The sequence below is a fragment of the Hansschlegelia sp. genome (assembly GCF_035538955.1).
Lineage (GTDB): Bacteria > Pseudomonadota > Alphaproteobacteria > Rhizobiales > Methylopilaceae > Methylopila.
On the sequence record NZ_DATLJK010000014.1, the window covers coordinates 94,986 to 120,041 of the forward strand.

Below are 25,056 nucleotides of genomic sequence, written 5' to 3' on the forward strand. Positions count from 1 at the left end.
TCACACGCGTGAGACGAATCTGGCTTACTCGCCCGCACAGAAGAGCAACGGATAGGAGGAGCGCATTTTGGACGAGCCTGAGCCTCGACGCTTCAGGGCCTTGTTCCTGTCGGACTTTCATCTCGGAACCAAGGGTTGTCAGGCCGAGATGCTTCTCGAATTTCTTCGCGTCTATGACGCCGAGACGATCTACCTGGTCGGCGACATCGTGGATGGCTGGCGCCTGAAGCAGAGCTGGTACTGGCCGCAGACCCACAATGACGTGGTTCAGAAGATCCTTCGCAAGGCGCGCAAGGGCGCCAGGATCTTCTATGTGCCGGGCAACCACGACGAGTTCCTGCGGAAATATTGCGGCTCGCACTTTGGCGGTATCGAGGTGCTGGAAAGTGTCGTGCACGAAGCCGCCGACGGCCGCCGCTTCCTTGTCATCCATGGCGACGTCTTCGACATGGTGGTGCGTCACGCCAAGTGGCTGGCGCTGCTGGGCGACTGGGCCTACGAAACGGCCCTGATCCTCAACGCTCATCTCAACAACCTGCGCCGCCGGCTGGGGCTCAGCTACTGGTCGCTGTCCGCCTGGGCGAAGCTCCGCGTGAAGAACGCGGTGAACTTCATCGGGCGGTTCGAGGAGACGCTGTCGGCGGAGGCCCGCAAGCATCGCGTCGACGGCGTCATCTGCGGCCATATCCACCACGCGACCATGCATGACATGGCCGGCGTCGCGTATGTGAACACAGGCGACTGGGTTGAAAGCTGCACCGCCGTCGTCGAACATCACGACGGTCGGTTCGAGCTCCTGCGTTGGGCGGAGCTACGCTCTACGATGAAGCCGACTCGCGAGGCTCATGCCGCCTCGGGGTTGCAGGCCGCCTGATCCCATCGCCGACGCGCGAGGAGCGCAGCAAATCCATATGCGCGTTCTGGTCGTCACCGACGCCTGGCGGCCCCAAGTGAACGGCGTCGTACGGACCATCGAGCAACTGGTTGCGCACGCCCCCGCCTTCGGCGCCGCGATCGATCTGCTGACTCCTGACGCGTTCATCACCGTTCCCTTGCCGAGCTATCCGGAAATCAGGCTGGCGCTGGCGCGCGTCGCCAAGGTGTCCGGGCTGATCGACGACAGCCGTCCCGACCATGTCCACATCGCGACGGAGGGCCCGCTTGGGCTGGCGGCGCGGCGCGCATGCCTGCGCGCCGGCCGCGCCTTCACGACGAGCTATCACACGCGGTTTCCCGAATATGTCCGGCGGCGCGCGCCGGTGCCGGAACGGCTGACCTATGCGTGGCTCCGGCGCTTCCACAATGCGGGCGACGGCGTGATGGTCGCGACCGAGTCGCTGTCGCGCGATCTCGAGAGACATGGGTTTCAGCGCCTGATGCGCTGGACGCGAGGCGTCGACGCGGAGCTTTTTCGACCGCGTCCCGGTGTCGACGTGTTCAATCTGCCGCGACCGGTCTTCCTCTATGTCGGACGGGTCGCGCCCGAAAAGAACCTCGAGGCGTTTCTCTCGCTCGATCTGCCGGGCTCGAAGGTGGTGGTGGGGGACGGGCCGTCGCGGGCCGACCTCGAGAACAGATTTCCGCAGGCGCGTTTCGTCGGCTCGCTACAGGGCGAGGCGCTCGCGGAGGCTTACGCCTCGTCGGACGTGTTCGTGTTTCCGAGCCGCACCGACACGTTCGGCATCGTGATCCTGGAGGCGCTCGCAAGCGGCCTGCCGGTGGCGGCTTTTCCGGTCACGGGTCCGGCTGACATCCTGCGGGACGAGGCGGCCGGAGCGCTTGACGAAGATCTGCGAGCGGCTGCGCTGCGCGCGCTCTCCGCGTCGCGGGACGCCGCCCGGGCGCTCGCGCTGCGCCATGGCTGGGCGGAGGCGACGCGCTCATTCGTCGACAACGTCCGCGGCGTCATGACGAGCAGGGCGCCGCATCCAGAGGTCGCAGTGAGCTAGGCGAAGAGTATCGCCTTCTCCTCCTCCGAGAGGCTGTCGAGCAGCGACGGCATCCAGGCTGCGGGCATGCGCGGCGGCGACGGCGGACGCGGCGCGGGCGTGTGCCGGGAGCTCTCGGCCTCGTCCTGGTCGTCTCCGTGCTCAGGCTCCGCCGCGGCCGAAACGGCCAGGAGGTCGATCAAGCGGCCCCTCGCTGACGGGGATTCGGCGAATTCCTCTTCGGGTTCGCTGTCGGCAATGTCGAAGGCCGCCGTCAGGGCTTCCGCGGCTGTCTCATCGGAAAGTCGCTGCTCGCTCGTCCCGATCGCGCCGAAATCCGCCGTATTCTCCGCGGCGATGCCCCCGAAGCGCTCGGCGTCCGCCGTGACGGCCAGCAGATCGATCGCATGCCCGTTCACCGAAACGAAAGTTGCGTCGTCTTCCACCGCGCCAGGATGAGTGGCGGCGGCCGCCAGCTCCAGCGGCGCAACGAAGGCAGGCGCCGCCGCCTCGCCAGGCCATCCGGAGCCGCCGGCGTCAACGGCGCCGTCTGCTCCGGCTGCGGGGCCGGCCTCGGCCAGAGCCAGCGCGACGACACGTTCGAGACGCTTCAGCTGGCGCAGCGCCCGGCCCACTGGCTTGATCGCGCCCGCTTGCCTGAGCTCGTTCCGCAGGAGGTTGGTCCGTTCGCTGATCACCCGAAGCAGGTGAGCCATCCGGGCCGGCTCGGCGTGCGGCGGGGCGGGCTGGAAGCGACGCTCGAGTTCCGACAGAGCGGCCAGGATCGCCGCCGTGTCCGCCGCACGGTTGCGGCGCGCATACTCGCTCAGGAACCAGCGGCCGCGCTCGGTCTCCATGACGGCGGCGGCGATCGCCTCATAGTCATCGGAGGAAAAAGGCGGCTCTGTCATAGCGAACGAACTCCCGACGTTCAGCGCCTTAAGCTTCAACGCCGCAGTCGTTCATTTAACGGCGTTTCCGCACGCGCGAAAAGTCGGCTCGTTAACTAATTCTTGCGTCATCCCCAAAGCGCCCGGCTGGGCGGATGAAGGAGGCTGCCCTCATAGAGCAGCCCATCCGGACAGTCGCGGGCAAGCAACAGAGGCCCGTCGAGGTCCGCCACCGCTGCGCCTTGCGCCAGAAGGACGGCGGGCGCCATCGCGAGCGACGAGGCGAGCATGCAGCCGACCATGACGATGAGCCCCGCCGCGCGCGCGGACTCCGCCATCGCGAGCGCCTCCGTCAGCCCGCCCGTCTTGTCGAGCTTTATGTTGACCGCGTCGTAGCGGCCGGAAAGTTCCGACAGACTCGCCCGGTCGTGCGCGCTCTCGTCGGCGCAGACTGGTATGGGCCTGGCGACGCGCGCGAGGACGCTATCGTCGCCCGCCGGCAGCGGCTGCTCGACCAGCGTCACGCGCGCCGCCGCGCAGGCTGCGAGGTTCTCCGCCAGAGCGGCGTCGCGCCAGCCCTCGTTGGCGTCCACGATAAGTTCGGCTTCCGGCGCGGCGGCCCGCACCGCCGCAAGCCGCGCCGGGTCGCGACCGTCGCCGGCGCCGAGCTTGATCTTGAGCAGCGGCCGGTCCGCGGCGGCCAGCGCGGCCCGCGCCATCGCCTCGGGCTCCGCGAGGCTCAGCGTGAAGGCCGTGACGAGCGGAGCCGGCTCCGGGAGGCCCGCAAGAGCGGCGACGCTCACGCCTGCGCGCTTTGCTTCGAGATCCCAGAACGCACAGTCGAGCGCGTTGCGGGCGGCGCCGGCCGGCAATCGCGACTGAAGCGCCGCGCGATCAAGGCCTGCGGCGAGCTCGCCGGTAAGCGCGTCGATCTCGGCCTTCACGCCGTCCGGCGTCTCTCCGTAGCGTCCATAGGGGCGGCACTCGCCGCGGCCGCGGGAGGCTCCGTCTGAAAGCTCGGCGACGACCGTCGTCACCTCGTTCACCGAGCCGCGGGCGATCGAGAACGCGCCGGCGACCGGCCAGCGCTCGATCCGTGAGGAGAGGGTGACGGGCAAAGCTACAGCGAGCCTGCCGGGGGATGGCAGACCGGCCTCATGAAAACTCCGCCAGCAGCCGGTCCACGATCGGTCCCACTCCGAAGCGCACAGGGTCGGAGACGGGCAGGGCGTGCGCGGCCCGGGTCGCGTCAAGCATCGCACGCGCCTCGCCATCCGGCAGCGCGGAGGTGTTTATGGCGATCCCGACGCAGCGGATTTCGGGATTGGTCAGGCGTCCCGCCGCGATCGTCTCGTCGATCACGTCCGAGATGGTCGGCAGAGGGAAATCGACGTTTCGCATCGTGGTGCGGGTCGGCTCATGGCAGACCACGAAGGCGTCCGGCTGCGCGCCATGCAGCAGGCCGAGCGTGACGCCCGCGAAGGACGGGTGGAACAGCGAACCTTGGCCCTCGACGATGTCCCAGTGGTCGGGAGGGGCTGCGGGCGTAAGCCACTCGGCCGCGCCGGAGATGAAGTCGGCGACCACCGCGTCGATAGCCACGCCGCGGTCGGCGATCAGCACGCCCGTCTGCCCCGTGGCGCGGAACTCGGCGTCGAGCCCGCGCCCGCGCATCTCGGCCTCCAGGGCGAGGGCCGTGTATTTCTTGCCGACGGAACAGTCGGTGCCGACAGTCAGGAGCCGTCGTCCCGGGCGCTTCGAGCCCTTGCCGGTCTGGAACCGTTCGCTCGAATGGCGGACGTCGTGCAGCCGCCGCCCGTGCGCGCGCGCAGCCTCCGCGATGCGCGGCGCCTCTCCGAGGCGGACATGCAGACCTGAGGCGACGTCGAGACCGGCCTCCAGCGCCGCGACGATCTGGTCGACCCAGTGATCGGGGAGCGATCCGCCGGCGTTGACCACGCCGATCACCATGGTCTTGGCGCCGCGTGCGACGGCTTCGCCGACGTCGAGGTCCGGAAGGCCGACATCCACCTTGCAGCCCGGAAGCCGGGTCTGGCCGACGCACCAGTCACGCCGCCAGTCGACGATCCCGGCGGCGGTCTTAGCCGCAAGCGCGTCCGGTGCGTCGCCCAGAAACAACAGGTAGGGCTTCGTGATGTCCACCGCGGTCTCCGGAGGGGCGGTCGCCTCGACAGGACGCGACACGGCTGAGTATTACGAGCGGGGCGCTGACCGGCAAGGCGCCGGAATTCACGGGCGAATCTGGGTGCAGGTTGCGGAAGACGTCGCCGATCTGAAAGTCGAGACATTCGACGACGGTCTCGTGCTGACGCCGCTTGGGCCGTGGATCGCCGACACGGGCGATCTGCTGCAGCCGAAGATCGACGCCATCGACTTCGCCAGCGCGACCGGCAAGACTGTCGCCTTCGACCTCTCCGGACTGGACCGGCTCGACACCCTCGGCGCCCTGCTGATCGAGCGTATGAGACGCGCCGCGGAAGCTGCGGGAGCGACGGCCGAACTTCACAACGTCCGGCCGCAGCACGCGCGCCTGATGGATGCGCTGCGTGGCCGCGGGCAGGAGGCTCCGCCGCCGGAGAAGCGCGACACGGGACCGGTGGCGTGGCTCGCCCAGTTCGGCGGCCGCGTCGAGGCCGCCGGCGCTGATATCTCGAAGGGTCTCGGTTTCCTTGGCGCGGTGGTGGTGACGACCGGCCGCATGATCGCCGCGCCGTGGCGGTTCCGCTTCACCTCCTCGGTGGCGCATCTCGACCGCGTGGGGCTCCAGGCGGTGCCGATTATCACGCTAATCTCCTTCCTGGTCGGCGCGATCGTCGCGCAACAGAGCATCTTCCAGCTCCGGAATTTCGGCGCGACGCTGTTCGTGGTTGACCTGCTCGGGATCCTCATCCTGCGCGAACTCGGCGTGCTGCTCACCGCGATCATGGTCGCGGGCCGGTCGGGTTCGGCCTTCACGGCCGAAATCGGCTCGATGAAGATGCGCGAGGAGATCGACGCTCTCAGGACGATGGGCCTCGATCCGATCGAGGTGCTGGCCATGCCGCGCCTCACGGCGCTGCTGATCGCGATGCCGCTGCTGTCGTTCATCGCCGCCATGGCGGCGCTGCTTGGCGGCGGGCTGGTGGCCTGGGGCTATGGTGACATAACCCCGCTCACCTTCCTGCAGCGGCTCAAGGACGCGCTGTCGCTGCAGACCTTCTTCGTCGGCATTATCAAGGCGCCCTTCATGGCCGTGGTCATCGGCCTGATCGCCTGCACCGAAGGCATGAAGGTGAAGGGCTCCGCAGAGTCGCTCGGGCAGCGGACGACCTCTTCCGTGGTCAAGTCGATCTTCGTCGTGATCGTGCTCGACGGCTTGTTCGCGATGTTCTTCGCGGCGATAGGCATATGATGACCGAGCCTCGCGCCGCGCCGCCTGCAGAGAACCCCGCGGATGAAGACGACGTCGTCATCCGCGTGCGCGATCTCGTCGTCGGGTTCGGCGAGCGCAACGTCATCGACGGCATGGACATGGACGTCCGCAAGGGCGAGATTCTCGGCGTCGTCGGGCCGTCGGGAACCGGCAAGTCGGTCTCGCTGCGCGCGATCATCGGCCTGACGCCGAAGCGCGCCGGCAAGGTCGAGGTGTTCGGGGTCGATCTCGATGAGGCGAACGACGAGGAGCGACTGGCGATCGAGCGGCGCTGGGGGGTGCTGTTTCAGCAGGGCGCGCTGTTCTCCTCGCTCACCGTCCGGCAGAACATCGAGATGCCGCTTCGGGAGCACACCAGGCTCAGCCCGAAGCTGCGCGAGGAGATCGCGCGGCTGAAGATCGATCTGGTCGGACTGAAGCCCGAGGCCGGCGAGCGATTTCCCTCCGAGCTTTCCGGCGGCATGATCAAGCGCGCGGCGCTCGCGCGCGCTCTGGCGCTGGATCCCGACATCGTGTTTCTCGACGAGCCCACGGCGGGCCTCGATCCGATCGGCGCGAATGCGTTCGATCGCCTCATCATGACCTTGAAGGAGACCCTGGGTCTGACCGTTTACCTGGTGACGCACGACCTCGACACGCTGACCACCGCCTGCGACCGCATAGCGGCGCTCAAGGGCGGCAAGGTCCTGGCGATCGGCCCGATGTCCGAGATGGTCAAGAACGAGGATCCCTGGATGAAGGAATACTTCCGGGGCGAGCGGGCGCGCGCCGCCGGCATTGGCGCGACGGCGGCCTGAGGCGGACGGACAGATGGAGACCCGCGCGAACCACGCCCTGATCGGCGCCTTCACCCTGGCGGTGGTGGCCGCCGCCTTCCTTTTCGTCTGGTGGTTCACCGACCTCGGCCAGAGCCGCGAGCGCGCGATATACCGCATCCAGTTCCCGGGCGCGGTGTCCGGTCTGACGCCCGGCTCCGGAGTGCTGTTCAACGGCATCCGGGTCGGCGACGTCGTGGACCTCAACTTTGATCCACAGGATCCGGCCAAGGTCATCGCACGCGTCGAGATCGCCAAGGACACGCCGGTGCGCACCGACACGCGCGCGCGGCTGGAGATGACGGGCCTTACGGGCGGCGCTGTCGTGCAGCTCACCGGCGGATCGCCCACCGCGGCCGCGCTCCCGCTCGTCACCACCAAGGGCGGCGACCCTAACAACGCGCCGGTGCTGATCGCGGAAGCTTCGGCGTTCCAGGACATTCTGGAGGGCGCGCGCACGGTGCTGCAGCAGGCTCAGACGACCTTCGGCGACATCCAGGGCCTCGTCGGCAACAGCCGCGGCTCCATCGAGCGGTCGTTGCAGAACGTCGAGACGTTCACGGCCGCGCTTGCCGCGAACTCCGGCGACATCAAGGGCTTCATGCAGAACACCGGGGTCGCGGCGCGCCAGATCGGCAACCTTGCCGACCATCTGGTGCCGCTCGTCACCGACGTGCAGAACCTCGTCCGCGCCGTCGACGTGAACAAGGTCGACCAGACCATGTCGAACGCCGTCGCTTTCACGGACTCGCTCAAGAAGGCCGGCCCGAAGGTCGATCAGGCGCTCGGCGACGTGGCGCAGCTCGCCGAGCAGTTGCGCGGGGCCGGGACCCGCGTGGAAGACACGCTCAAGCAGGTTCAGGCGATCGTCGCAGCGGTCGATCCCGCCAAGGTCAACGCATCGGTCGATCGGTTCACCGCGGTGCTGCAGTCGGTGGACCCGGCGAAGGTCTCCAGCGTGATCGACAATGTCGCGAGCGCCTCGCGCAACGCTGATCGCGTCGTCGCGGCGATCGATCCCGAGAAGGTGAACCGCGCCGTGGACGGAATCACCGGTCTCGCGACGTCGATCGACGGCCCCACGATCAACCGTGCGGTCGCGAGCATCGATCGTGCGGTCTCGGCGGTGGACGGCGACAAGGTCCGCGCGACCGTCGACAACGTGAACGCCTTTGCGGAGGCGCTCGGCCGCAACGCCCAGAATGTCGACCAGATCGTCGCCGACGCCCGCAACATCTCGTCGCGGCTCACCGGCACGGCCGACAAGCTCGATGGCCTGCTGGACGACGCCCGCAAGCTGGTGGGCGGCGGTGAAGCACAGGGCGCGATCGCCGATTTCCAGAAAACCTCGCAGGCGATCCGCGAACTGGCGCTCAAGCTCGACAGCCGGACGGCCGAGATCAGCGCCGGGATCACGCGTCTGTCGAGTTCCGGCACCCGCGACCTGTCGGGCTTCGTCGCCGACAGCCGGCGTACGCTCAACAACCTGGACGCAGTCATCCAGGAGCTCAAACGGAACCCCCGCCAGTTCCTGTTCGGTGGAAGCGGCGGCGTGCCGGAGTATCGCGGTCGATGACAAGGACGCTGCACGTGAACACGAGCGAAGCGGCAGCGTCGGGCCGACGCGGCCTTCCGTCCCGCGCTTTGCGCGCATCGGCCTTGCTCGCGGGGTGCCTCGTCCTCGGAGGTTGCACCAGCCTGCTTGCGGGCGGTTCGCCGCCGGCGACCTTTGATCTGTCCGCGCCGCGCGATCTGCCCGGCGCCGGACGCGGCCGGGGCAATCTCGTGGTCGGCGAACCCGCCGCGGTGGCGGTGCTCGACGGCCAGAGGATCGTGATCGAACCCCGCCCAGGACAGGTCACCTATCTGCCGGACGCGCAGTGGTCGGATCGGCTCCCGAAGCTGATCCAGGCGAAGATCATCGAGGCCTATGAGAACGCCAACCGGCTCGGCTCGGTCGGACGGCCCGGCGATCGCCTGTCGGTGGATTATCAGCTCGTCACCGAGCTGCGGTCTTTCGAGGTGGACGCCGGGGCGGGCGTCGCCCGGGCGGAGCTGACCGCCAAGATCGTCAACGACAAGACCGGCAAGATCGTCGCCGCTGAGGTGTTTTCGGCGCGTCGGCCCCTGGCTGCGGCGGTCGACGGCCCGACCGCGAGCCGGGCGCTCGACGGCGCCCTCGGCGAGGTGCTGGCGGCGCTCGTCGCCTGGACCGGCCGCCGGATCTGACGGAGCGGCCGCCGTCGCGGCCGCCAATACCGCTGAGACATCGCAGCGAACGATGGCCCGCTTCCGGGCGTGAAAAAGGGCGCGTCGAACTCGGCGCGCCCTGAATTTTTTGAGGAAGATCACGACGGCCCAAACCCCGGAGGTTTGGACCGTCGCTCTCGTCTTGGTTCAGCCCGCTGGAGCGCGCCTGGCTGCTCGGCCTACTGGCCGAACTTGCCGGCCGCGTGGGCGAGCATCGTGTAGACCTTGCCGGTCTCCGAGGTCAGGTAGGTCTGCGCCAGGGCGTCGTCCCGGCCCTTGGGAGCCACCTCGTCCAGCAGCCGCTCGAACTCTTCGATGTAGCGGTCGACTGTCGTGTGGAACTCGGGATCGGCCGCATATTTGCGCCGGATCTCTTCGAACGTCTGCTGGCCCTGCAGCGTGTAGAGCCTGCGCGTGAAGACGTCGCGCTCGCCGCGGCGATAGCGGTCCCACAGCTCGCTGACGGCCTGATGATCGATCATCCGCGTGATGTCGATCGACAGGCTGTCCAGCGATTCCAGCGTCCGCGACGGGCTGCGCGGGGCGGCGTCCGCATCGCCGGCGCGCGCGCTCGGCTCCTCTTCTCTGGAGGCGCGAGCGAGCAGACCAGAGATCCAGCTGCCACCTTCCTCGGTCGCAGGAGCAGCCTGCCGGGGCTCGACTGCGGGTCGGGCAGGGGCGGCGGCCTTCGGCTGCTGCACAGCCTTGGGGGTCGCCGGAGTCGGAGCCGGGGCCGGAGCAGGCTTGGGAGCGGCCGCCGCGGGAGCGGGCTTCGCCGCCGCTGGGGCCGGCGCAAGATTCGCCTGCCGCGGCGCAGGCGGCGCGACAGGGCCGCGCGCGGGAGCCGCCACGCCGCCCGAGCCGCGCATCACCCTCTGGTCGCGCGCCTCGGCGACATCGAGGCTGGCGCCGTGCCGCGCCGCGATCTCGCCAAGCGTGGTCAGCGCCTTGATCTGCTCGGCCACCACGCGCCGGAGCTCCGCAGCGTTCTCCTCCGCTTCCTTGGGCATCTCCAGCACGCCGCGGCGCAGCTGCTCGCGCGTGGCGTCCAGCTCGCTTTGGATCGACGAGGTCATCGTCCGCATCTCGCGCGTGACCTCTCCGAACTTCGCGCTCGCCTCTCCGAGCATACGCTGGATATCCCGCGCAGCGTCCTCGCTCGCGGCCTTGAGAGCCGCGGCTGTCTTCTGGCGTTCGCCTTCGCTCGTCTGGCGGACCTTGTCGAACTCGCCGGCGATCGACTGCGTGGTCGCGCCGACCTGCGCCGCCAGCCCTTCGGCGACGCGCTTGGCGCGCTGCTCGGACTTCGAAAGAGCGCCGTCGATCGTGGCGGTGAAGCCCTCGAGCGCGGCGCCGAGCTCCTTCGCCTTGCCGCCGAGCTCGCTCGCCAGCGCGTCGAGCGCGGTGCGCCGCTCCTCGAGCGAACCGGCGAGCCGCGTCTGCGTGCCGTCCAGCGTCTCGGTGATCTTGCTGATCGCCTGCGTCTGCTGCTCGAGCTGGCGCGCGACTTCGCTGACACGGTCGAGAACGCTGGTCGACACTTCGCGGAGCGAAGCCACCTGGCCGCCCACGCGCTCGCCTGTGCGGGTCGTGGTCTCCGCGATGTCGGCCATGATCTCCTCGAACGCCGTCACGCGGCCCGAGAGGTCCGTCTCGACCGCGCCGAGCTTGCGAGCCGCGCCATCGAGCAGACCCTGCAGCGAGCCGTTGGCGTCGGAAAGCTTGCCAAGGGCGTCGGTGAGTTCGGCGGTCAGCGCCGTCTGCGTCTCGGTCAGCTCCGCCACGGCCCGCTTGCTCTCGCGCGAGATCGTGCGGGCGAGGGCGGAGGTCGCCTCGGTGACGGCCTCCTGGAGCTTCTGGCTGGATCCGTCGAGCTGCTCGACGGCCTTGGCCGTTTCCGCCCCGAGCGTCTCTCCGAGCCGCTGCGAGGTGAGACGGAGCCGGTCAGCGACCTGGCTGAGATTGGCGACCGCCGAGGCGCCACGGGTCTCGAAGGTCGAGACCAGCTCGCCATTGAGGCCCTCGATCGTTTCGCGGAGCGCTTCGCCGCGGGCGCCGAGCAGTTCGACGAGCGCGCTGGAGCGCTGGTCGAAGGCGTTCGCCACCGTCTCTCCCACGCTCGCGAGTTCGCGGGTGACATCGCCGCCCTGGCGGCTCAGCCGATCGAGCAGTCCGGAGCCGTTCTGGTCCAGCGCGGCCGAGAATTCGGCGATGCGAGCGCTGAGCGCCTCCGCGGTCTCGCCCGCCAGACGCGCGAGTTCGGTTTCGACGCGGCCGGAGACCTCGCCGAGCGCCTGCGAGACGCCCTCGATCTTGCCGCTGATCCGGTCCGCCACGCTGGCGCTGCGCTCGTCAAGCGCCGCGCTGACCGAGTCGAGACGGCCCAGAACGGTCATCTCGAAGCGGGCGATACGCGTGTCGAGCGTGTCGCCGACCTCAACCGCCTTGGCCCCAAGCGCGCGGTTGACCGCCTCCGCCTTGCCGTCGAACGAGGCGACGAGATCATCGGTGCGCGCCGACAGGGTTGCGGCGAATTCCGAGGCGCGCTGCGCGAGGGCGGCTGCGACCGTGGTCGAGCCCTCGCCGAGGGTGCGGGCGAGTTCGAGCGTCCGCTGCGCGAGCGCTTCGTTGAGGGTGCGGGTGCGCGAGCTGAGGCCGTCGTCGATCCGGGTGATCCGGCTCTCCAGCGAGAGCGCCAGGTCGCCCAGCCGGGTCGACATCTGGTCGTCGAACGAGTTGAACCGGTTCGCCAGCAGCGCGTCGAGATCGGCCGCGCGGCTCGCGAAGGAGTCGGCCCGCTCCGCCAGCGTCCGTTCGAGCTCGGAGGCCTTCGCGTCGAAGCCGGCGACATGGACGGCGACCGAGCGGGTGAGCTTCACGGCGCGGTCGTCGAAGCTCTCGAAGCTCTGCGCCACGGCCGAGCCGATCGCGCTGGCGCGCTCGCTGAGCGTGGCGATCCGCTCGTCGAGCGTGCCGTCCAGGGCGCCGATGCGCTCCGAGAAGGTCGAGAGCCGCTCGCCGAGCGCCCCGTCGAGCTTGGAAACGCGCGCATCGAAGGCTCCGAGCCGCTCGCCGATGATGCGGTCGAGGGTGGCGATCTTGCCGTCGATCTGTCCGATGTGCACCCCGACGGTCTCGTCGATGGCGCTGACCTTGGTGTCGATCGCGGCGACGCGGCCGACCATGGCGCCATCGAGCCGGGCGATCTGATCGTCCAGCAGCGTCACGCGCTCGTCGAACGCGCCGATCTGGCCAGCGATCTGCTGACCGACCTGCTCGATGCGCTGGTCGAGGCTCGCGACATGCTGACGCGACGCGTCGTCGAAGGCGACGATGCGCGAGTCGAAGCCGCCGAGTCGCGCTTCGAGGGCGGAAGCGACGCGTCCGGTCTCGTCGCCGAGCCGGCGGGCGGCCTCTGCGACGCGGTCGGAGACCATGTCGGCGAAGCGGCCGCCTTCTTCGGTGAGCTTGCGCTCGGCCTCGCCGACGCGCTCCGCCATGAGCGTCGCGAACCGGCCGCTTTCCTCGCCGAGACGCTCCACGAGCCCCGGAGCGCGCTTGTCCAGCGCTTCTTCGAGCCCCGCAAGGTGGCTGGCGAGCGACTGGGTGAGCGCTCCGCCGCGGGCGGCGATCGCGTCATTGAAGGCTTCAGCCGCCATGGCCAAGGCCTCGCCGACCTTCTCGCCGCGTCGCGCGACGGTGGAGTCGATTTCGCCGACGACCCGATCGAGCTGCTCGCGGATCGCAGCGACGCGGGCGTCCATCAGGCCGCCGACATCGGTGACCGATTCCTCCAGCGTCGACCGCGCGGCCGCCGCGCCGTCCTCGAGGCGCTGCGCCACATGCAGGGCGGCGTCGCCCAGCATGCGCTCGGCATTGGTGATCTCGCCGGCGAGGCGGTCCCCGAGCGTCGCGCCCGCTGCGTCGAAACGGCTCTCGAAGGTGCGGATGCGTTGCTCGAAGGCCGAGCCGGCGCGCTCCTGAGCGGCAGCGAACGCCGCCTCGGCCTCGCTCGCACGGGTTCCCAGGGTCTCGAACAGCCGTCCTTCGGCCGTCGCGAGCCGCTCCTGCAGGTCGCCGCCGCGGACGACGATCGCGTCGTGGATCCGCTCGGCGGTGTCGCTGATCGCGATGGTAAGCTGTCCGCCGCGGTCCGCGATGATGTCGCCCACCGTCGCGCCGGTGGTGGAGAGGCGCTCCTCGAAAGATTTGAGCTTCTGCTCGACGCCTGCGCCGATGCGGTCTGTCGCGGCGCCGAAGGCGGCCTCGGCCGCGGAGGCGCGAGCGTCGATCTTGGCGGAGAGGTCCTCGCCTGCGGCGGCGAGCCGGCGCTCGAGATCGGAGCCCCGTTCGACGACGATCTCGTGGATCCGCTCGGCAGTCTCGCCGAGCGTGTCGGCCAGAGCGCCGCCGCGATCCGCGATGATGTCGGCCACCGACGCGCCTGTGGTGGAGAGCCGCTCCTCGAAGGCCTTGAGCTTGTCCTCCACGCCGGAGGTTATGCGGCCGGTCGCAACTCCGAAGGCCGCTTCGGCGTCGGTAGCGCGGGCCGCGATGGTCTCCCCGAGCCGTTCGCCGCTCGCCTTCAGACGATCCTCGAGCTCGGCGCCGCGAACGACGACCACTTCGTGGATGCGCTCGGCGGTATCGCCAAGGTTATTGAGCAGGATCGCGCTGCGCTCCGACAGAACGTCCGCAATGGTGACCCCGGCCGACTCGATCGTGTCCCGCACTTCAGCGGCGCGGCCGTCGATCGCGGCCACGATGCGCGCGCCGACCGCGTCGAAGTCGCCCTCGATCGCGTCGCCGCGCACCACAATGGCCTCATGGACGCGATCGCTTGCGCGGGTGATGCGGGTCGCGACGTCCTCGCCCTGAGCTTCGAGCAGCGACGCGATGCGTTCGCCGTCTTCGACAAAGCGCCGCTCCAGCTCGCCGCCATTGACGACGATCGTCTCGTGCATGCGCGCGCTCGCCTCGATGAGCCGCTCGGCGAGATCGCCGCCCTGCAGCGTGATGTCGCTCGCGACCTTCTCGCTGGTCTCGTCGAGCCGGCGGGTGATGTCGCCGCCGCTCGCGGCGAGCGCCTCGACAGCCCGGTCGCTCGCGGCCCGCAACGTGTCGGCGACCTCCGTGGCGCGCGCCGCCAAGGTCTGCTCGACGTCCGACCCCACCGCGCGGAAGCCCGAAGCGGCTTCGTCGGTCCGCTCGGCCAGCGACCGCAGCACGCCGTCGGCGCGCTCGGCGAACGCGTCGGAGAGCTGCTGCCCGGTGCGCTCGAGGCCATCGTTGAACAGCATGCCGCGCGAGGCGAAATCCTCCGACACGCGGGAAGCCGCGGCGACGAAACGCTCGATCGCGCTGTCGCCGCGCGAGCCGAACTCGTCGGTGACCGAGGCCGCCGTGCCGCTGAGCGTCTCGACGAGCTCGCGGGAGCGTGCGCCGAGCGCGTCGATGATGTCGCGCGAGCCGGAATCGATCGAGCCATGGAAATGCGCGCCCGCGTCGGCCAACGCTTCGGTGACCTCCCGCGCCCGCTCCGAGAGCGTCTCCAGCAGTTCGGTCGAGCGCTCCGAAAGGTCGGAGTCCATTCCGGTCCGGGCCTCGGACAAGGCGGCGGTGAGCTCGCCGGCGCGCAGGGCGAGGGTGTCGAGAAGCTCGCGCGAGCGCTCCGCGAGGTCGCGGTGGAAGTCGCGTCCGGCGGCCTCGACGGACGAGGTCACGTCGCCGGCGCGCTCGGTGAAGGTCTGTGTGAGGTCGGACGCCGTACGGTCGAGATGGGAGATCACCGCCTCGACGCGCTCAGCGAGCTGCTCGGAGACGGCCCCGCCGACGCGGTCGATCTCGGCCGCCACGGCCTCGCCGCGCGCGGCGAGCGCGCCGGTCGCCTCGGCGCTGGTGCGCTGGATGCGTTCGTCGAATTCGGCGCCGGTCGCCTGCAGGCGATCCGCCACAAGCGTCGTCCGCTCTTCGATCGCGCGGATCATCGATTCGCCCGACTCGCCGAGGGCCAGGCGCGCGGCCTCGGCGCGCTCGTCGAGCGTCTCGACGATGCGGCGGCCAGTCTCGTCGAGGTCACGGGCGACCTCGGCGCCGCTAGAAGTCAGACGCTCGATCATCTCGGCGCCGCGGCCGCCGATAGCGGCCAGCATGTTCTCGCCGGCCTGCTGGATCGCCAAAGCGATCTCCGAGCTCCTGGCGTCGAGCTCGCTCGTGACCTGCGCGCCCGAGTTCGTGATGTTGACGGCCAGAAGGCTCGCGGCGGCGTTCAGATCGCGCGCCAGGACGTCATGGGCGCCCGCGATCGTCTCGCGCAGCCGCTCGGCGTTGCCGTCGATCGCGTCGCGCTGGGCCTGAATGTCCGCGATGAGGGTGCGGACGCGCACCTCATTGTCATGGAAAGATCGCTCGAGCGTGGAGACCTCGCCGCGGACCAGCGATTCCAGGTCGCCGGCGCGGCTCACCGCGCGCTCGATGCCGTCGCCCATGGCGGCGACTTCGCGGCGGACCGCCTGCCCGAGCGAGGTGATCGCTTCCGAGGAGGTGGTGTCCGGCTCCGCCAGGCGGAGCGCGACCTCGGTCATGGACCGCGCGACGAGCCGCATCTCCTGCGCGCGCCAGGACATCACGGCGAGCATGTAGAAGAACACGACGGGCGCTACGACGCTCAGGAAGGCGACGGCCAGCTGCGCCTGGACGGCGCCGTCGGCGAGGTTCGTCTCAGGACGGCCGAGGCCGAGCACGCCGAACACGTAGAGCGCGCCGAGACCGGCCCACACCAGCGCGGCGACGGTGGCGAGCGCGAACGGCGCGCGCGAAGGCTTGCGCTGCAGCGCGTAGACGATGTGGGCGAAGGAGCGGGCGTCGTCATTCGCGGGGGCGCGGCGGCCGGAGCGATCCGGACCGGGCCGGTCGGCGGAGACCGGGGGCAGGGCGGGTTCGGCGGGCCTCGCGGGCGGCGGCGCGACCGGCTCCGCCGGGCCTCTCGCCGTGGTCTCCACGGTGGCGTTCGCGCGAGGCGCGACGAGGTTCAACGCCTCCTCGATCGCCGAAAGGGCCGCTTCCGCGGGGTCCTTAGCCTGATTGACGTTCGCCATTTTCGGTCGCCTCGCGTCCGTACACCGTACCAACCGGTCGCTTGGTGAGAACCGCCGCCGTCGAAATCCTCTCTCGCCTCAGGGCTTTGCCGAGACGAGTGAAGACTTTTCTGACGATCGTTCCCCCCTTCCGCCCGTGCTCGCGCCAGCACAGACGGCATTTCCGCAGCGGCGATGCTAACGAGCATCACCTTCTAAGAGAACCTTGGAATCCGCCGATTGGCAAACGTCGTTAACGGCTTGTTCACCATCTTCGCCGCGCGGCGACCGGGTAGGGGCGGGCGCGAGTCTCCGATCGGGACGGCGGCCGGGGCTTCAGGCGACGCCGAGCTTCTTCTGAAGGCTGCTGGAAGAGGTCGTGTACTGGAAGACGATCCGCCGCTGCGGATCGATCCGGCGCGCCGCCGCCTGCGCCATCAGAGCCGCCTCGTGGAAGCCGGACAGGATGAGCTTCAGCTTGCCCGGATAGGCGTTGATGTCGCCGATTGCGAACACGCCGGGCGTAGTGGTCTCGAATTTCTCGGTGTCGACCGGCACCAGATTCTCGTCGAGCTGGAGGCCCCAGTCCGCAATCGGCCCGAGCTTCATCGTTAGGCCGAAGAAGGGCAGCATGTCGTCGGTGGCGATCTCGTGCGTCGAGCCGTCGTCGCGCTTCACCCGGACAGCCTCGAGGACCCCGTCCTCGCCAATCAGTTCGACCGCCTGGCCGAGCGTCAGGTCGATCACGCCGGCCTCGACCAGTGCGCGCATCTTGTTGACGCTGTCGGGGGCGGCGCGGAATGCGTCGCGCCGGTGGAGCAGGGTGACGCGTCCCGCCACCGGGGCGAGATTCAGCGTCCAGTCGAGCGCCGAGTCGCCGCCGCCCACGATCAGCACCCGGCGGCCGCGGAACGCCTCCATCCTGCGCACCGCATAGTGCACAGACTTGCCCTCGAACGCCTCCACCCCGGGAATCGGCGGACGTTTCGGCTGGAACGAGCCCCCGCCAGCGGCGATCACCACGACCTTCGTGTCGAATCGTTTGCCGCCGTCGGTGGTCAGCAGAAACCGGTCGTCGGGCAGATGCTCGAAGCCGGTCACCATCTCCGAGAAGTGGAAGGTCGGACTGAACGGCTTGATCTGCTCGAGCAGATTGTCCGTTAGGCCTTGTCCGGTGACCACCGGCAGGGCCGGAATGTCGTAGATCGGCTTCTCCGGATAGAGCTCCGCGCATTGGCCGCCCGGGCGGTCGAGGATGTCGATGACGTGCGCGCGGATGTCGAGCAGGCCGAGCTCGAAGACGGCGAAGAGCCCGACGGGGCCGGCTCCGACGATGACGGCGTCGGTCTTGATGGTTTCGGTCATGACGGTCCGGGAGAGAACTGGCGGGGCGAGGGAGGCGCGCTCCCGTGGCCACTATAGCGCCGCCCGGACGGCGTGGAACCTCGGCCCGGTCAGGCGTGCGCGAAGCGCCGGGGCTGCGCGGGCGAGGAGACCGTCATGGCGGCCGCGTCGCCAAGAGGCGCGGTCGCGGCGATGACGCGATTGCGACCGCCGGATTTCGCCGCGTACAGCGCGACGTCGGCGCGCTTCAACGCCTCGTCGATGCTTTCGTCGCGCCGCCACTCGCCGGCGCCGAAGCTGCACGTCACCTTCAGGTCGGCGTCGATCTGCGGCAGGCTTGTCGCCGCGACCGCGATCCGCATCGCCTCGCAGAGCGAAGCCGCGTCCTTCACGGAGCACCCGGGCAGCAGGATCCCGAACTCCTCGCCGCCCAGGCGGCCGACGGTTTCGGCTCTGTCGCGGGCGACGTTCGCCACCGCCTGGATCGCGACGTCTCCTGCGGCGTGGCCATAGGTGTCGTTGATCTGCTTGAAGCGGTCGATGTCGAAGATCGCGACCGCGTCGAGCGCATCGTTGGAACGCGGGAAATCGGCCGCCGCCTCGAAAAAGGCGCGGCGGTTGAGCGTCCCGGTCAGGGCGTCGATCGTCGCGAGGCGGATCAGCTCGCTCTGCATGCCCGCGACCCGTGAGGCGACGCGAAGGCGGGCCAAAAGCTCTTCGGGCGCGGGCGGCTTGCCGATGAAGTCGTCAGCCCCGCTGTCGAGCGCCTCGATGATGGTGCTGCGTTCGGACGATGAGGACATCACGAGCACGTAAAGCGGTCGGCGTGAGCCGGCGAGCGTCCGCGCCTGCCGGCAGAGCTCGAGCCCGTTCATGCCGTGCGGCTGGAGGCTGGTGAACAGGGCGTCGACCGCCAGATCGCCCCGGATGTGGCTCAAAGCCGCTGAAGCGTCGGTGAACAGGAGGGTTTCGTGTCCCGCCTGCTCCAGCGGCGCCGCGACCAGCCTCAGCACGACCCTGCTCGGATCGACGATGACGATTTTCACGCTCAGCCCCCGCCGGATGCAGGGCCGATGTTGCTGCGCAAAATGATAATGCCGGGTTTACCGCACCAGCGAAGGTTCAGCCCTGCCGCTCCGGCGTCGCGACGACGAGGCCGTCGAGCTCGGGCGTGATCTTGATCTGGCAGGACAGGCGGCTGTTTGGCCGGACGTCATATGCGAAGTCCAGCATGTCCTCTTCCATCGGCTCCGGACCGCCGACCTTCTCCGTCCATTGCTCGTCGACATAGACGTGACATGTCGCGCATGAGCATGCGCCGCCGCATTCAGCGTCGATCCCGGGAACGTCGTTACGGATCGCCGCCTCCATCACAGTGGAGCCGGTTTCCGCCTCGACGACGCGCTGGTCGCCGGCCGGATCGATGAAAGTGATCTTCGCCATGAATCGTCGCCGCAGCAGTGGAGGGCGCCGACCCGCGCGTGACGCGGCGCGTCGGCGGCGCGCCGGCTGTCTAGAACGTTTCCGCCGGACGCGCCAGAACGGCGGGCGCGCCCCGTGCAGGCAGGTTCAGGCTGGGACGATCAGCGGTCGAGGCCGAAACGCAGCTCGATCGCGGAAGTGACCTCGGCGATCGCTTCGGCGAGCTCGGCCAGCGCCTTGCCGGTCGACTCGCGCGCCTTCGCCGCGCGCTCCAGCTCCTCCGCCGCGAAGGCGACCCGGTTGGCGCCGACGCCGCGGGCCGAGCCCTTCAGCGTGTGCGCTACATCGGCCCGCTCGGCTGGATTCGTCAGGTTCTCGAACCGGAAAAGCAGGATCCTGGCCTGACGACGAAAAAGCTCCAGGACTTCACGCTCAAGCGAGCGATCGCCCATCGTCTGGCGGTTCAGATGAACGACGTCGATCGCCGTAGCGAAGGAGCCGCTGGCACGTTGCTCGTATTGTTCCATGATGCTCGACATGATGACTTCACGCTCCGAGCCCGCCGTTACGCCGCGGGCCGTCCCTTAATTGCTGCGCTTCGCTGTTGTCGGAAGTTGGGCGCTCAAGGTTCAACATTCGCTACGAAGTTTTTCGAGGTTGAGCGTGGCTTCCGAGCCACGGTGGAAGTCTTGCGCGCGGGCTTTGAACTCATGCCGAACGGGACGTTCATCCGGCGTTCACCGCACCGCACAATTAAGGAGCGCGCGGAACGGTTTCCAACCGGTAAAGAAACAGGGTTGAGAAATCGGACGACGGCGCCCACCTCGCTTGCGCGCGGCGCAGCCTCGCTCTCCTGCCGACAAGGAGCCTCATGCGTCGCCTGATCTTGTTTCGCCACGCCAAAGCCGAGCCTCCCGACGGGTTGTCGGATCATGAGCGTGGCCTCGTCGAGAGCGGGCGCGCCGCTGCGGCCGCCATGGGTCGCTGGCTCGCCGCGAATGGTCTGCGCCCTGATGTCGCGCTGTGCTCGACCGCGGCGCGCGCACGGGCGACCTGGGAGCTCGCAAGCGAAGCCTTCGAAGACGCGCCGGAGGTCCGCTTTGAAGGGGGCATCTATGGGGCCTCGCCGGAGACGTTGCTCGCCTTGACGCGTAGGGCTGGCGGCGACGCCGGAACGCTGATCATCGTCGGGCACAATCCCGGGTTGGGGCAATTCGTAGAAATGCTTGCGACAAAAGACGCGCGTGACGGGTCAAAAGAGCAGCTCGAAGCTCTGCCGACCGCCGGCGTCGCCGTCCTCGATCTCCCCGCGGGTGAATGGAGCGCAACAGCCTTTGGCGAAGCGCGGCTCGCCAGAACGATGACGCCCAAGATCCTGAAAGATGGCGACGAATGAGATTCGAGGGGCTTCTGGACGAGGCGCGGATCGTCGCGCGCAGTCTGGCGGAGGCCGCCGCCGGCGCGCTTGATCCCACGATCCGGCTCGGCGTCACCGGCCTGTCGCGCGCCGGCAAAACTGTCTTCCTGACGGCGCTGGTACAGGCGCTGGTGCATGGCGGCCGTCTGCCGGCCTTTCGGGCCTATGCGCAGGGCCGGCTCGCGGGCGCGCGGCTTGCGCCGCAGCCGGACGACGCGGTGCCCCGGTTCGAGGTCGAGACGCATCTGCGCGCCCTGACGGGCCCCGAGCGCAGCTGGCCGGAATCCACAAGGCGCATCTCGGAACTCCGGGTGATCGTCGAGTTCGAGAGCCCGGGCTTTTTCGGCGGGACCCGGGGTGGCCGGCGGCTGACGCTCGACATCGTCGACTATCCGGGCGAGTGGCTGCTCGATCTCGCGCTGCTCGGGCAGGATTTCCGGACCTGGAGCGCGCGGACGATCGCCTCGAGCGAGGGGCCGACCCGGGCGCCGATCGCCGCCGCATGGCGGGCGCATCTTGCGACCCTCGATCCAACCGCGCCGGAAGACGAGAGCGCCGCGCGCGAGGCCGCCTCCCGCTTCACTGCCTATCTGCGGGCCGGCCGCAACGAGCGGGTGGCGCTATCGACGCTGCCGCCGGGGCGCTTCCTGATGCCGGGCGACCTCGAAGGCAGCCCCGCTCTGACATTTGCGCCGCTCGCCCTCCCGGAGACCGGCGAAGCGCCGTTGAATTCGCTCTGGGCGATGATGGAGCGCCGATATGAGGCCTATCGCTCGCACGTCGTGCGGCCGTTTTTCCGCGACCATTTCGCGCGACTCGATCGGCAGATCGTTCTGGTCGACGCGCTCGCGGCGCTGAACGCCGGACCGGAAGCGGTGGCGGATCTGGAGACGGCGCTGACCGACGTGCTTTCGGCCTTTCGGCACGGTCACAATTCCTGGCTTTCGAGCCTGTTCCGTCCCCGCGTCGACAAGCTCCTGTTCGCCGCCACGAAGGCGGACCATCTTCACCACACCAGCCATGACCGGCTGGAAGCGATTCTTCGTCGGCTGGTGGCGCGGGCGATCGAGCGCGCCGAGTTCGGCGGCGCGGCGGTCGACGTCGTCGCCCTTGCGGCCGTCCGGGCGACGCGCGAGGCGAGCGCCCGCCAGGGCCGCGACGAACTGCCAGTGATCATCGGCGTGCCCGAGAAGGGCGAGCGCTCCGGCGACCAGATCTTCGATGGCGAGGAGGAGATCGCGGTTTTCCCGGGCGACTTGCCGGCGGATCCGGAGGTCGCGCTGCGGAGCGGCGGCTATCGCGGCCGCGCCCATGACGAAGCCGGAGGAGACCTGCGATTCATCAAGTTCCGCCCGCCGCTGCTTCCGGTTTCGGAGCGCCCGCCGCAATTGCCGCACATCCGGCTGGACCGGACGCTCGAATTCCTTATCGGCGACGCTCTGAAGTGACGCCGCACAGCGGGTTTCGAAGACCATGACCGACGCTCCCCGCAGACCCGCGGCGTTTCGCCTGAACGATCCGGGCGTCACGCTGGCCGCGCCCGACGAGGAGACTTCGACGGCGCGCGGCGGCGTGGTGCTGACCCAGCAGCCGGACGCCTTCGAGACGCTGCAGGAGCCTGCCGCCGCAAAGGTGAAGCCGCGCCGGCGCGGGTTTTCGCTCGGCAAGCTGTTCTGGGGCGCGCTGGGCGGGCTCGGCAGCCTCGCGTTCGGCCTGTGGGCCACGCGTGTCGTCGAAGACCTTTTCGCGCGATCCGACTGGCTGGGCTGGATCGCGCTCGCTCTGGCGGCGGCGGCGGGATTCGCCGCGCTCGCGATCGTCTTTCGCGAGGTCACGGCTCTGCTGCGGCTCAACAAGATCGAGGATCTTCGGGTCGCGGCCGAGGAGGCCCACAGCGCGGACGACGACGCGAAGGCCCGGAAGGTCGTGGCGGAGGCCGTGGCGCTCTATGCGGGTCGTCCGGAGACGGCGCGCGCCCGCGCGGCCGTGGCGACGCACGCGAACGAGATCATCGATGGGTCCGATCGCCTGCGCATCGCGGAGCGCGAACTGATGGACCCGCTCGACCGGGAGGCGACCCGGGCGATCGCGGCGGCCGCGAAGCGGGTGTCCGTCATCACCGCCGTTTCGCCGCGCGCGCTGGTCGATCTCGCGGTCGTGCTGGTCGAGACGACGCGCCTGATCCGGAGGGTCGGCGCGATCTATGGCGGACGTCCCGGCATGCTCGGCTTTCTGAAGCTCGCGCGGCATGTCGGGGCGCATCTCGCGGTCACCGGCGGCATGGGGGTCGGCGATGGACTGCTGGAGCAGATGCTCGGCCACGGGCTCGCGGCGAAACTGTCGGCGCGGCTAGGCGAGGGCGTGTTGAACGGCCTGCTGACCGCGCGCGTGGGGCTCGCCGCTATGGCGGTCTGCCGGCCGCTGCCCTTTGTCGAGCGCCGTCCGCCGACCGTGCGCGAGGTCGCCGGGAACCTGTTCGAGAGCCGGCAGGCCTGACCTAAAAAAGCCGCCGGCGCGAGGACTGCAATTCGCGCCGGCGGTTTACAGAAGTCAGGTACGGCCGTCGCTTAAGCGGCGGCTTCGTGGCGGTGGATACGATCCGGGCATCCGTTTGGATCTCCGGACGAATCCGTCGCGCCGCGATTGCGTATCGCGTTTTTGAGCCGCGCGCATGACGTTCTTTGGCGCCGGGGCGGGGGCGCGCGCTTCGGACGCGGGCAGTTCACGCCAGCGCTCCGATCTGCCCGCGGTGACGAAGCGTGTGGTCGGCCAGAACGCAGGCCATCATGGCTTCGCCCACAGGCACGGCGCGGATGCCGACGCAGGGGTCGTGACGACCCTTGGTGGAAACGTCGACCTCGGCGCCGCCGCGGTCGATCGAACGCCGCGGCGTCAGGATCGAGGAGGTCGGCTTGACCGCGAACCGCGCCACGATCGGCTGACCCGTGGAGATCCCGCCGAGAACCCCGCCGGCGTTGTTCGACAGGAAGACAGGTCTGCCGTCGCCGCCGAGCCGCATCTCGTCGGCGTTCTGCTCGCCGGTGAGCCGGGATGCGGCCATTCCGGCCCCGATCTCCACGCCCTTCACCGCGTTGATGCTCATCAGCGCAGCAGCAAGATCGGAATCGAGCTTGCCGTAGATCGGGGCTCCAAGCCCCGCAGGAGCGCCTTCGGCGACGATCTCGATCGTGGCGCCGACCGACGAGCCGGCCTTTCGGATGCCGTCGAGGTAGCTTTCCATCTCCTTGGCCGCGACCGGGTCCGGGCAGAAGAACGGGTTCGCATCGACCGCCGACCAGTCCCAGCGCGCCCGGTCGATCTCGATCCCGCCCATCGCGACCAGCGCGCCCCTGATGGTGACGCCGGGGATCACGAGCCGCGCGATCGCGCCGGCCGCGACGCGGCTCGCCGTCTCGCGCGCGGACGACCGCCCGCCGCCGCGATGGTCGCGCACGCCATATTTCGCCTCATAGGCGTAGTCGGCGTGGCCAGGCCGGTAGCTCTGGGCGATGTTCGAGTAGTCCTTCGAGCGCTGGTCGACATTGCGGATCAGCAGCGCGATCGGGGTGCCGGTGGTCGTCAGCCGGCCCTCTTCGGCCTCGATCACGCCGGACAGAATCTCGACCTCGTCCGGCTCCTTGCGCTGGGTGGTGAAGCGCGACTGGCCGGGCCGGCGACGGTCGAGCGCAGCCTGCACGTCGTCGCGGCTGAACGTCAGGCGTGGCGGGCAGCCGTCGACCACGGCGCCGATGGCGGGGCCGTGGCTCTCGCCGAACGTCGTGACGCGGAACAGGTGACCAAAACTGTTGTGAGACATGGCCGGAGCCTATGCCACGCAACCGCCTTTCCGAAAAGCCGCGCTTTCCGTGGGGTTTCCGATTGCGTAGGAACTAGGGACTAACCTTAACGCTCCCGCTCGCGAGTCTCAGGTTCACGCATGTCGACGCCACTCGAAAGCATCGCCGCCGGCCAGACGCCTTATGTGTTCTTCGATCTGGAGACCACAGGCCTGACGCCGAAGCGGGACCGCATCATCGAGATCGCCGCGTTGCGCTTCGATCGCGCGAGCGGCGAGGTGGAGGCGTTCCAGACGCTGGTCAAACCGGACCGGCCGATCCCGGCCTTCGTCCGGGCCATGACGGGCCTCGACGACGCCGCCTTTGCGGAAGCGCCCGAGCCGAAGGACGCGCTCGACAGGTTCTTCGCGTTCGTCGGGGACGATCCGCTCGTCGCCTACAATATCGGTTTCGACAACGCCTTCCTGGTCGCCGAGGCCGAGCGCGTAGGTCTGACCCCGCCGCCAACCACCGTCTGCGCCATGCGGTTTGCGCAGTCGCGGGTGAAGGACGTGCCCAATCATCGGCTGGAAACGGTCGCGAAGGCGCTCGATTGCCCGCGACCGCGCGCCCGGCGGGCGATGGAGGACTGTCTTACCGGCCTGATCGTCTTCGAGAAGGCGCTCGAGCTCACGACCGCCTGAC

General features: G+C 69.3%; 19 protein-coding genes. 10 read left to right on the forward strand and 9 right to left on the reverse strand.

The annotated features are described in order from the left end of the window. The first annotated feature begins 64 nt into the window (after nt 1–64). Together VM780_RS09930 and VM780_RS09935 are read left to right on the forward strand one after the other, a co-directional pair. Nucleotides 65–874, forward strand: a complete 810-nt coding sequence (locus VM780_RS09930) for a UDP-2,3-diacylglucosamine diphosphatase (protein WP_325447574.1) — start codon at nt 65–67, stop codon at nt 872–874. A gap of 37 nt (nt 875–911) precedes the next feature. Next, on the forward strand, nt 912–1,949 hold the full coding sequence (locus tag VM780_RS09935; protein ID WP_325447114.1) for a glycosyltransferase family 1 protein: 1,038 nt from the start codon (nt 912–914) through the stop codon (nt 1,947–1,949). Here the strand turns inward: VM780_RS09935 and VM780_RS09940 are convergent. The 3 genes from VM780_RS09940 to dgcN form a co-directional block, all read right to left on the reverse strand. Next, nucleotides 1,946–2,839: a hypothetical protein gene (locus VM780_RS09940; protein ID WP_325447115.1), complete on the reverse strand. Its 894-nt coding sequence runs from the start codon at nt 2,837–2,839 to the stop codon at nt 1,946–1,948. The two genes, VM780_RS09935 and VM780_RS09940, sit on opposite strands and share 4 nt — an antisense overlap. Nucleotides 2,840–2,946: 107 nt before the next feature. Further along, nucleotides 2,947–3,936, reverse strand: a complete 990-nt coding sequence (gene dgcA / locus VM780_RS09945; RefSeq protein WP_325447116.1) for an N-acetyl-D-Glu racemase DgcA — start codon at nt 3,934–3,936, stop codon at nt 2,947–2,949. A 37-nt stretch (nt 3,937–3,973) separates the two neighbouring features. Next, nucleotides 3,974–4,981: an N-acetyltransferase DgcN gene (gene dgcN, locus VM780_RS09950; protein WP_325447117.1), complete on the reverse strand. Its 1,008-nt coding sequence runs from the start codon at nt 4,979–4,981 to the stop codon at nt 3,974–3,976. Between dgcN and VM780_RS09955 the strand changes: the two genes are divergently transcribed. Genes VM780_RS09955 through VM780_RS09970 form a run of 4 tightly spaced genes read left to right on the forward strand, consistent with a single transcriptional unit; the run spans nt 4,974 to nt 9,295 of the window. After that, on the forward strand, nt 4,974–6,230 hold the full coding sequence (locus tag VM780_RS09955; RefSeq protein WP_325447118.1) for an ABC transporter permease: 1,257 nt from the start codon (nt 4,974–4,976) through the stop codon (nt 6,228–6,230). The two genes, dgcN and VM780_RS09955, sit on opposite strands and share 8 nt — an antisense overlap. Then, nucleotides 6,230–7,048 carry an ABC transporter ATP-binding protein gene (locus VM780_RS09960; RefSeq protein ID WP_325447576.1) on the forward strand — a complete coding sequence of 273 codons (819 nt, stop codon included), beginning with the start codon at nt 6,230–6,232 and terminating at the stop codon, nt 7,046–7,048. The genes VM780_RS09955 and VM780_RS09960 overlap by 1 nt, the downstream gene beginning before the upstream one ends. A gap of 13 nt (nt 7,049–7,061) precedes the next feature. Beyond that, entirely contained in the window at nt 7,062–8,642 is a 1,581-nt protein-coding gene (locus VM780_RS09965; protein WP_325447119.1) for an MlaD family protein, read from the forward strand. Then, nucleotides 8,639–9,295, forward strand: a complete 657-nt coding sequence (locus VM780_RS09970) for an ABC-type transport auxiliary lipoprotein family protein (RefSeq protein WP_325447120.1) — start codon at nt 8,639–8,641, stop codon at nt 9,293–9,295. Before VM780_RS09965 ends, VM780_RS09970 begins: the two co-directional genes overlap by 4 nt. Nucleotides 9,296–9,495: 200 nt before the next feature. Here VM780_RS09970 and VM780_RS09975 read toward each other — a convergent pair whose 3' ends face one another. The 5 genes from VM780_RS09975 to VM780_RS09995 form a co-directional block, all read right to left on the reverse strand. After that, nucleotides 9,496–16,413, reverse strand: a complete 6,918-nt coding sequence (locus VM780_RS09975) for a hypothetical protein (RefSeq protein WP_325447121.1) — start codon at nt 16,411–16,413, stop codon at nt 9,496–9,498. Between the two features lie 315 nt (nt 16,414–16,728). Continuing rightward, complete coding sequence (locus VM780_RS09980) at nt 16,729–17,757, reverse strand: NAD(P)/FAD-dependent oxidoreductase (protein WP_325447122.1); 1,029 nt, start codon at nt 17,755–17,757, stop codon at nt 16,729–16,731. Nucleotides 17,758–17,846: 89 nt separating this feature from the next. Beyond that, nucleotides 17,847–18,782: a GGDEF domain-containing protein gene (locus VM780_RS09985; protein ID WP_325447123.1), complete on the reverse strand. Its 936-nt coding sequence runs from the start codon at nt 18,780–18,782 to the stop codon at nt 17,847–17,849. Between the two features lie 76 nt (nt 18,783–18,858). Beyond that, nucleotides 18,859–19,179, reverse strand: a complete 321-nt coding sequence (locus VM780_RS09990; protein WP_325447124.1) for a 2Fe-2S iron-sulfur cluster-binding protein — start codon at nt 19,177–19,179, stop codon at nt 18,859–18,861. 140 nt (nt 19,180–19,319) lie between these two features. Further along, on the reverse strand, nt 19,320–19,697 hold the full coding sequence (locus VM780_RS09995) for an Hpt domain-containing protein (protein ID WP_325447125.1): 378 nt from the start codon (nt 19,695–19,697) through the stop codon (nt 19,320–19,322). A 332-nt stretch (nt 19,698–20,029) separates the two neighbouring features. Here VM780_RS09995 and VM780_RS10000 point away from each other — a divergent pair, with 332 nt between their 5' ends. The 3 genes from VM780_RS10000 to VM780_RS10010 are packed head-to-tail and all read left to right on the forward strand — an operon-like array spanning nt 20,030 to nt 23,071. Next, nucleotides 20,030–20,554 (forward strand): histidine phosphatase family protein, encoded by a 525-nt coding sequence (locus VM780_RS10000; protein WP_325447126.1) that lies wholly within the window; start codon nt 20,030–20,032, stop codon nt 20,552–20,554. Next, nucleotides 20,551–22,023, forward strand: a complete 1,473-nt coding sequence (locus VM780_RS10005; protein WP_325447127.1) for a YcjX family protein — start codon at nt 20,551–20,553, stop codon at nt 22,021–22,023. Before VM780_RS10000 ends, VM780_RS10005 begins: the two co-directional genes overlap by 4 nt. A 25-nt stretch (nt 22,024–22,048) precedes the next feature. Beyond that, nucleotides 22,049–23,071, forward strand: coding sequence for a TIGR01620 family protein (locus VM780_RS10010; RefSeq protein WP_325447128.1), 1,023 nt, complete (start codon nt 22,049–22,051; stop codon nt 23,069–23,071). Between the two features lie 226 nt (nt 23,072–23,297). Here VM780_RS10010 and aroC read toward each other — a convergent pair whose 3' ends face one another. Beyond that, nucleotides 23,298–24,392: a chorismate synthase gene (gene aroC, locus VM780_RS10015; RefSeq protein WP_325447129.1), complete on the reverse strand. Its 1,095-nt coding sequence runs from the start codon at nt 24,390–24,392 to the stop codon at nt 23,298–23,300. A 120-nt stretch (nt 24,393–24,512) separates the two neighbouring features. Here aroC and VM780_RS10020 point away from each other — a divergent pair, with 120 nt between their 5' ends. Then, on the forward strand, nt 24,513–25,055 hold the full coding sequence (locus VM780_RS10020; protein WP_325447130.1) for a 3'-5' exonuclease: 543 nt from the start codon (nt 24,513–24,515) through the stop codon (nt 25,053–25,055). The last annotated feature ends 1 nt before the right edge of the window (nt 25,056 follow it).

Bases quoted from the DNA above. Each gene is read 5' to 3' on its own strand.
- VM780_RS09935 (WP_325447114.1), top strand. From the start codon at position 912: ATGCGCGTTCTGGTCGTCACCGACGCCTGGCGGCCCCAAGTGAACGGC.
- VM780_RS09940 (WP_325447115.1), bottom strand. From the start codon at position 2,839: ATGACAGAGCCGCCTTTTTCCTCCGATGACTATGAGGCGATCGCCGCC.
- VM780_RS09955 (WP_325447118.1), top strand. From the start codon at position 4,974: ATGTCCACCGCGGTCTCCGGAGGGGCGGTCGCCTCGACAGGACGCGAC.
- VM780_RS09960 (WP_325447576.1), top strand. From the start codon at position 6,230: ATGACCGAGCCTCGCGCCGCGCCGCCTGCAGAGAACCCCGCGGATGAA.
- VM780_RS09965 (WP_325447119.1), top strand. From the start codon at position 7,062: ATGGAGACCCGCGCGAACCACGCCCTGATCGGCGCCTTCACCCTGGCG.
- VM780_RS09970 (WP_325447120.1), top strand. From the start codon at position 8,639: ATGACAAGGACGCTGCACGTGAACACGAGCGAAGCGGCAGCGTCGGGC.
- VM780_RS09975 (WP_325447121.1), bottom strand. From the start codon at position 16,413: ATGGCGAACGTCAATCAGGCTAAGGACCCCGCGGAAGCGGCCCTTTCG.
- VM780_RS09980 (WP_325447122.1), bottom strand. From the start codon at position 17,757: ATGACCGAAACCATCAAGACCGACGCCGTCATCGTCGGAGCCGGCCCC.
- VM780_RS09990 (WP_325447124.1), bottom strand. From the start codon at position 19,179: ATGGCGAAGATCACTTTCATCGATCCGGCCGGCGACCAGCGCGTCGTC.
- VM780_RS09995 (WP_325447125.1), bottom strand. From the start codon at position 19,697: ATGTCGAGCATCATGGAACAATACGAGCAACGTGCCAGCGGCTCCTTC.
- VM780_RS10000 (WP_325447126.1), top strand. From the start codon at position 20,030: ATGCGTCGCCTGATCTTGTTTCGCCACGCCAAAGCCGAGCCTCCCGAC.
- VM780_RS10005 (WP_325447127.1), top strand. From the start codon at position 20,551: ATGAGATTCGAGGGGCTTCTGGACGAGGCGCGGATCGTCGCGCGCAGT.
- VM780_RS10010 (WP_325447128.1), top strand. From the start codon at position 22,049: ATGACCGACGCTCCCCGCAGACCCGCGGCGTTTCGCCTGAACGATCCG.
- aroC (WP_325447129.1), bottom strand. From the start codon at position 24,392: ATGTCTCACAACAGTTTTGGTCACCTGTTCCGCGTCACGACGTTCGGC.
- VM780_RS10020 (WP_325447130.1), top strand. From the start codon at position 24,513: ATGTCGACGCCACTCGAAAGCATCGCCGCCGGCCAGACGCCTTATGTG.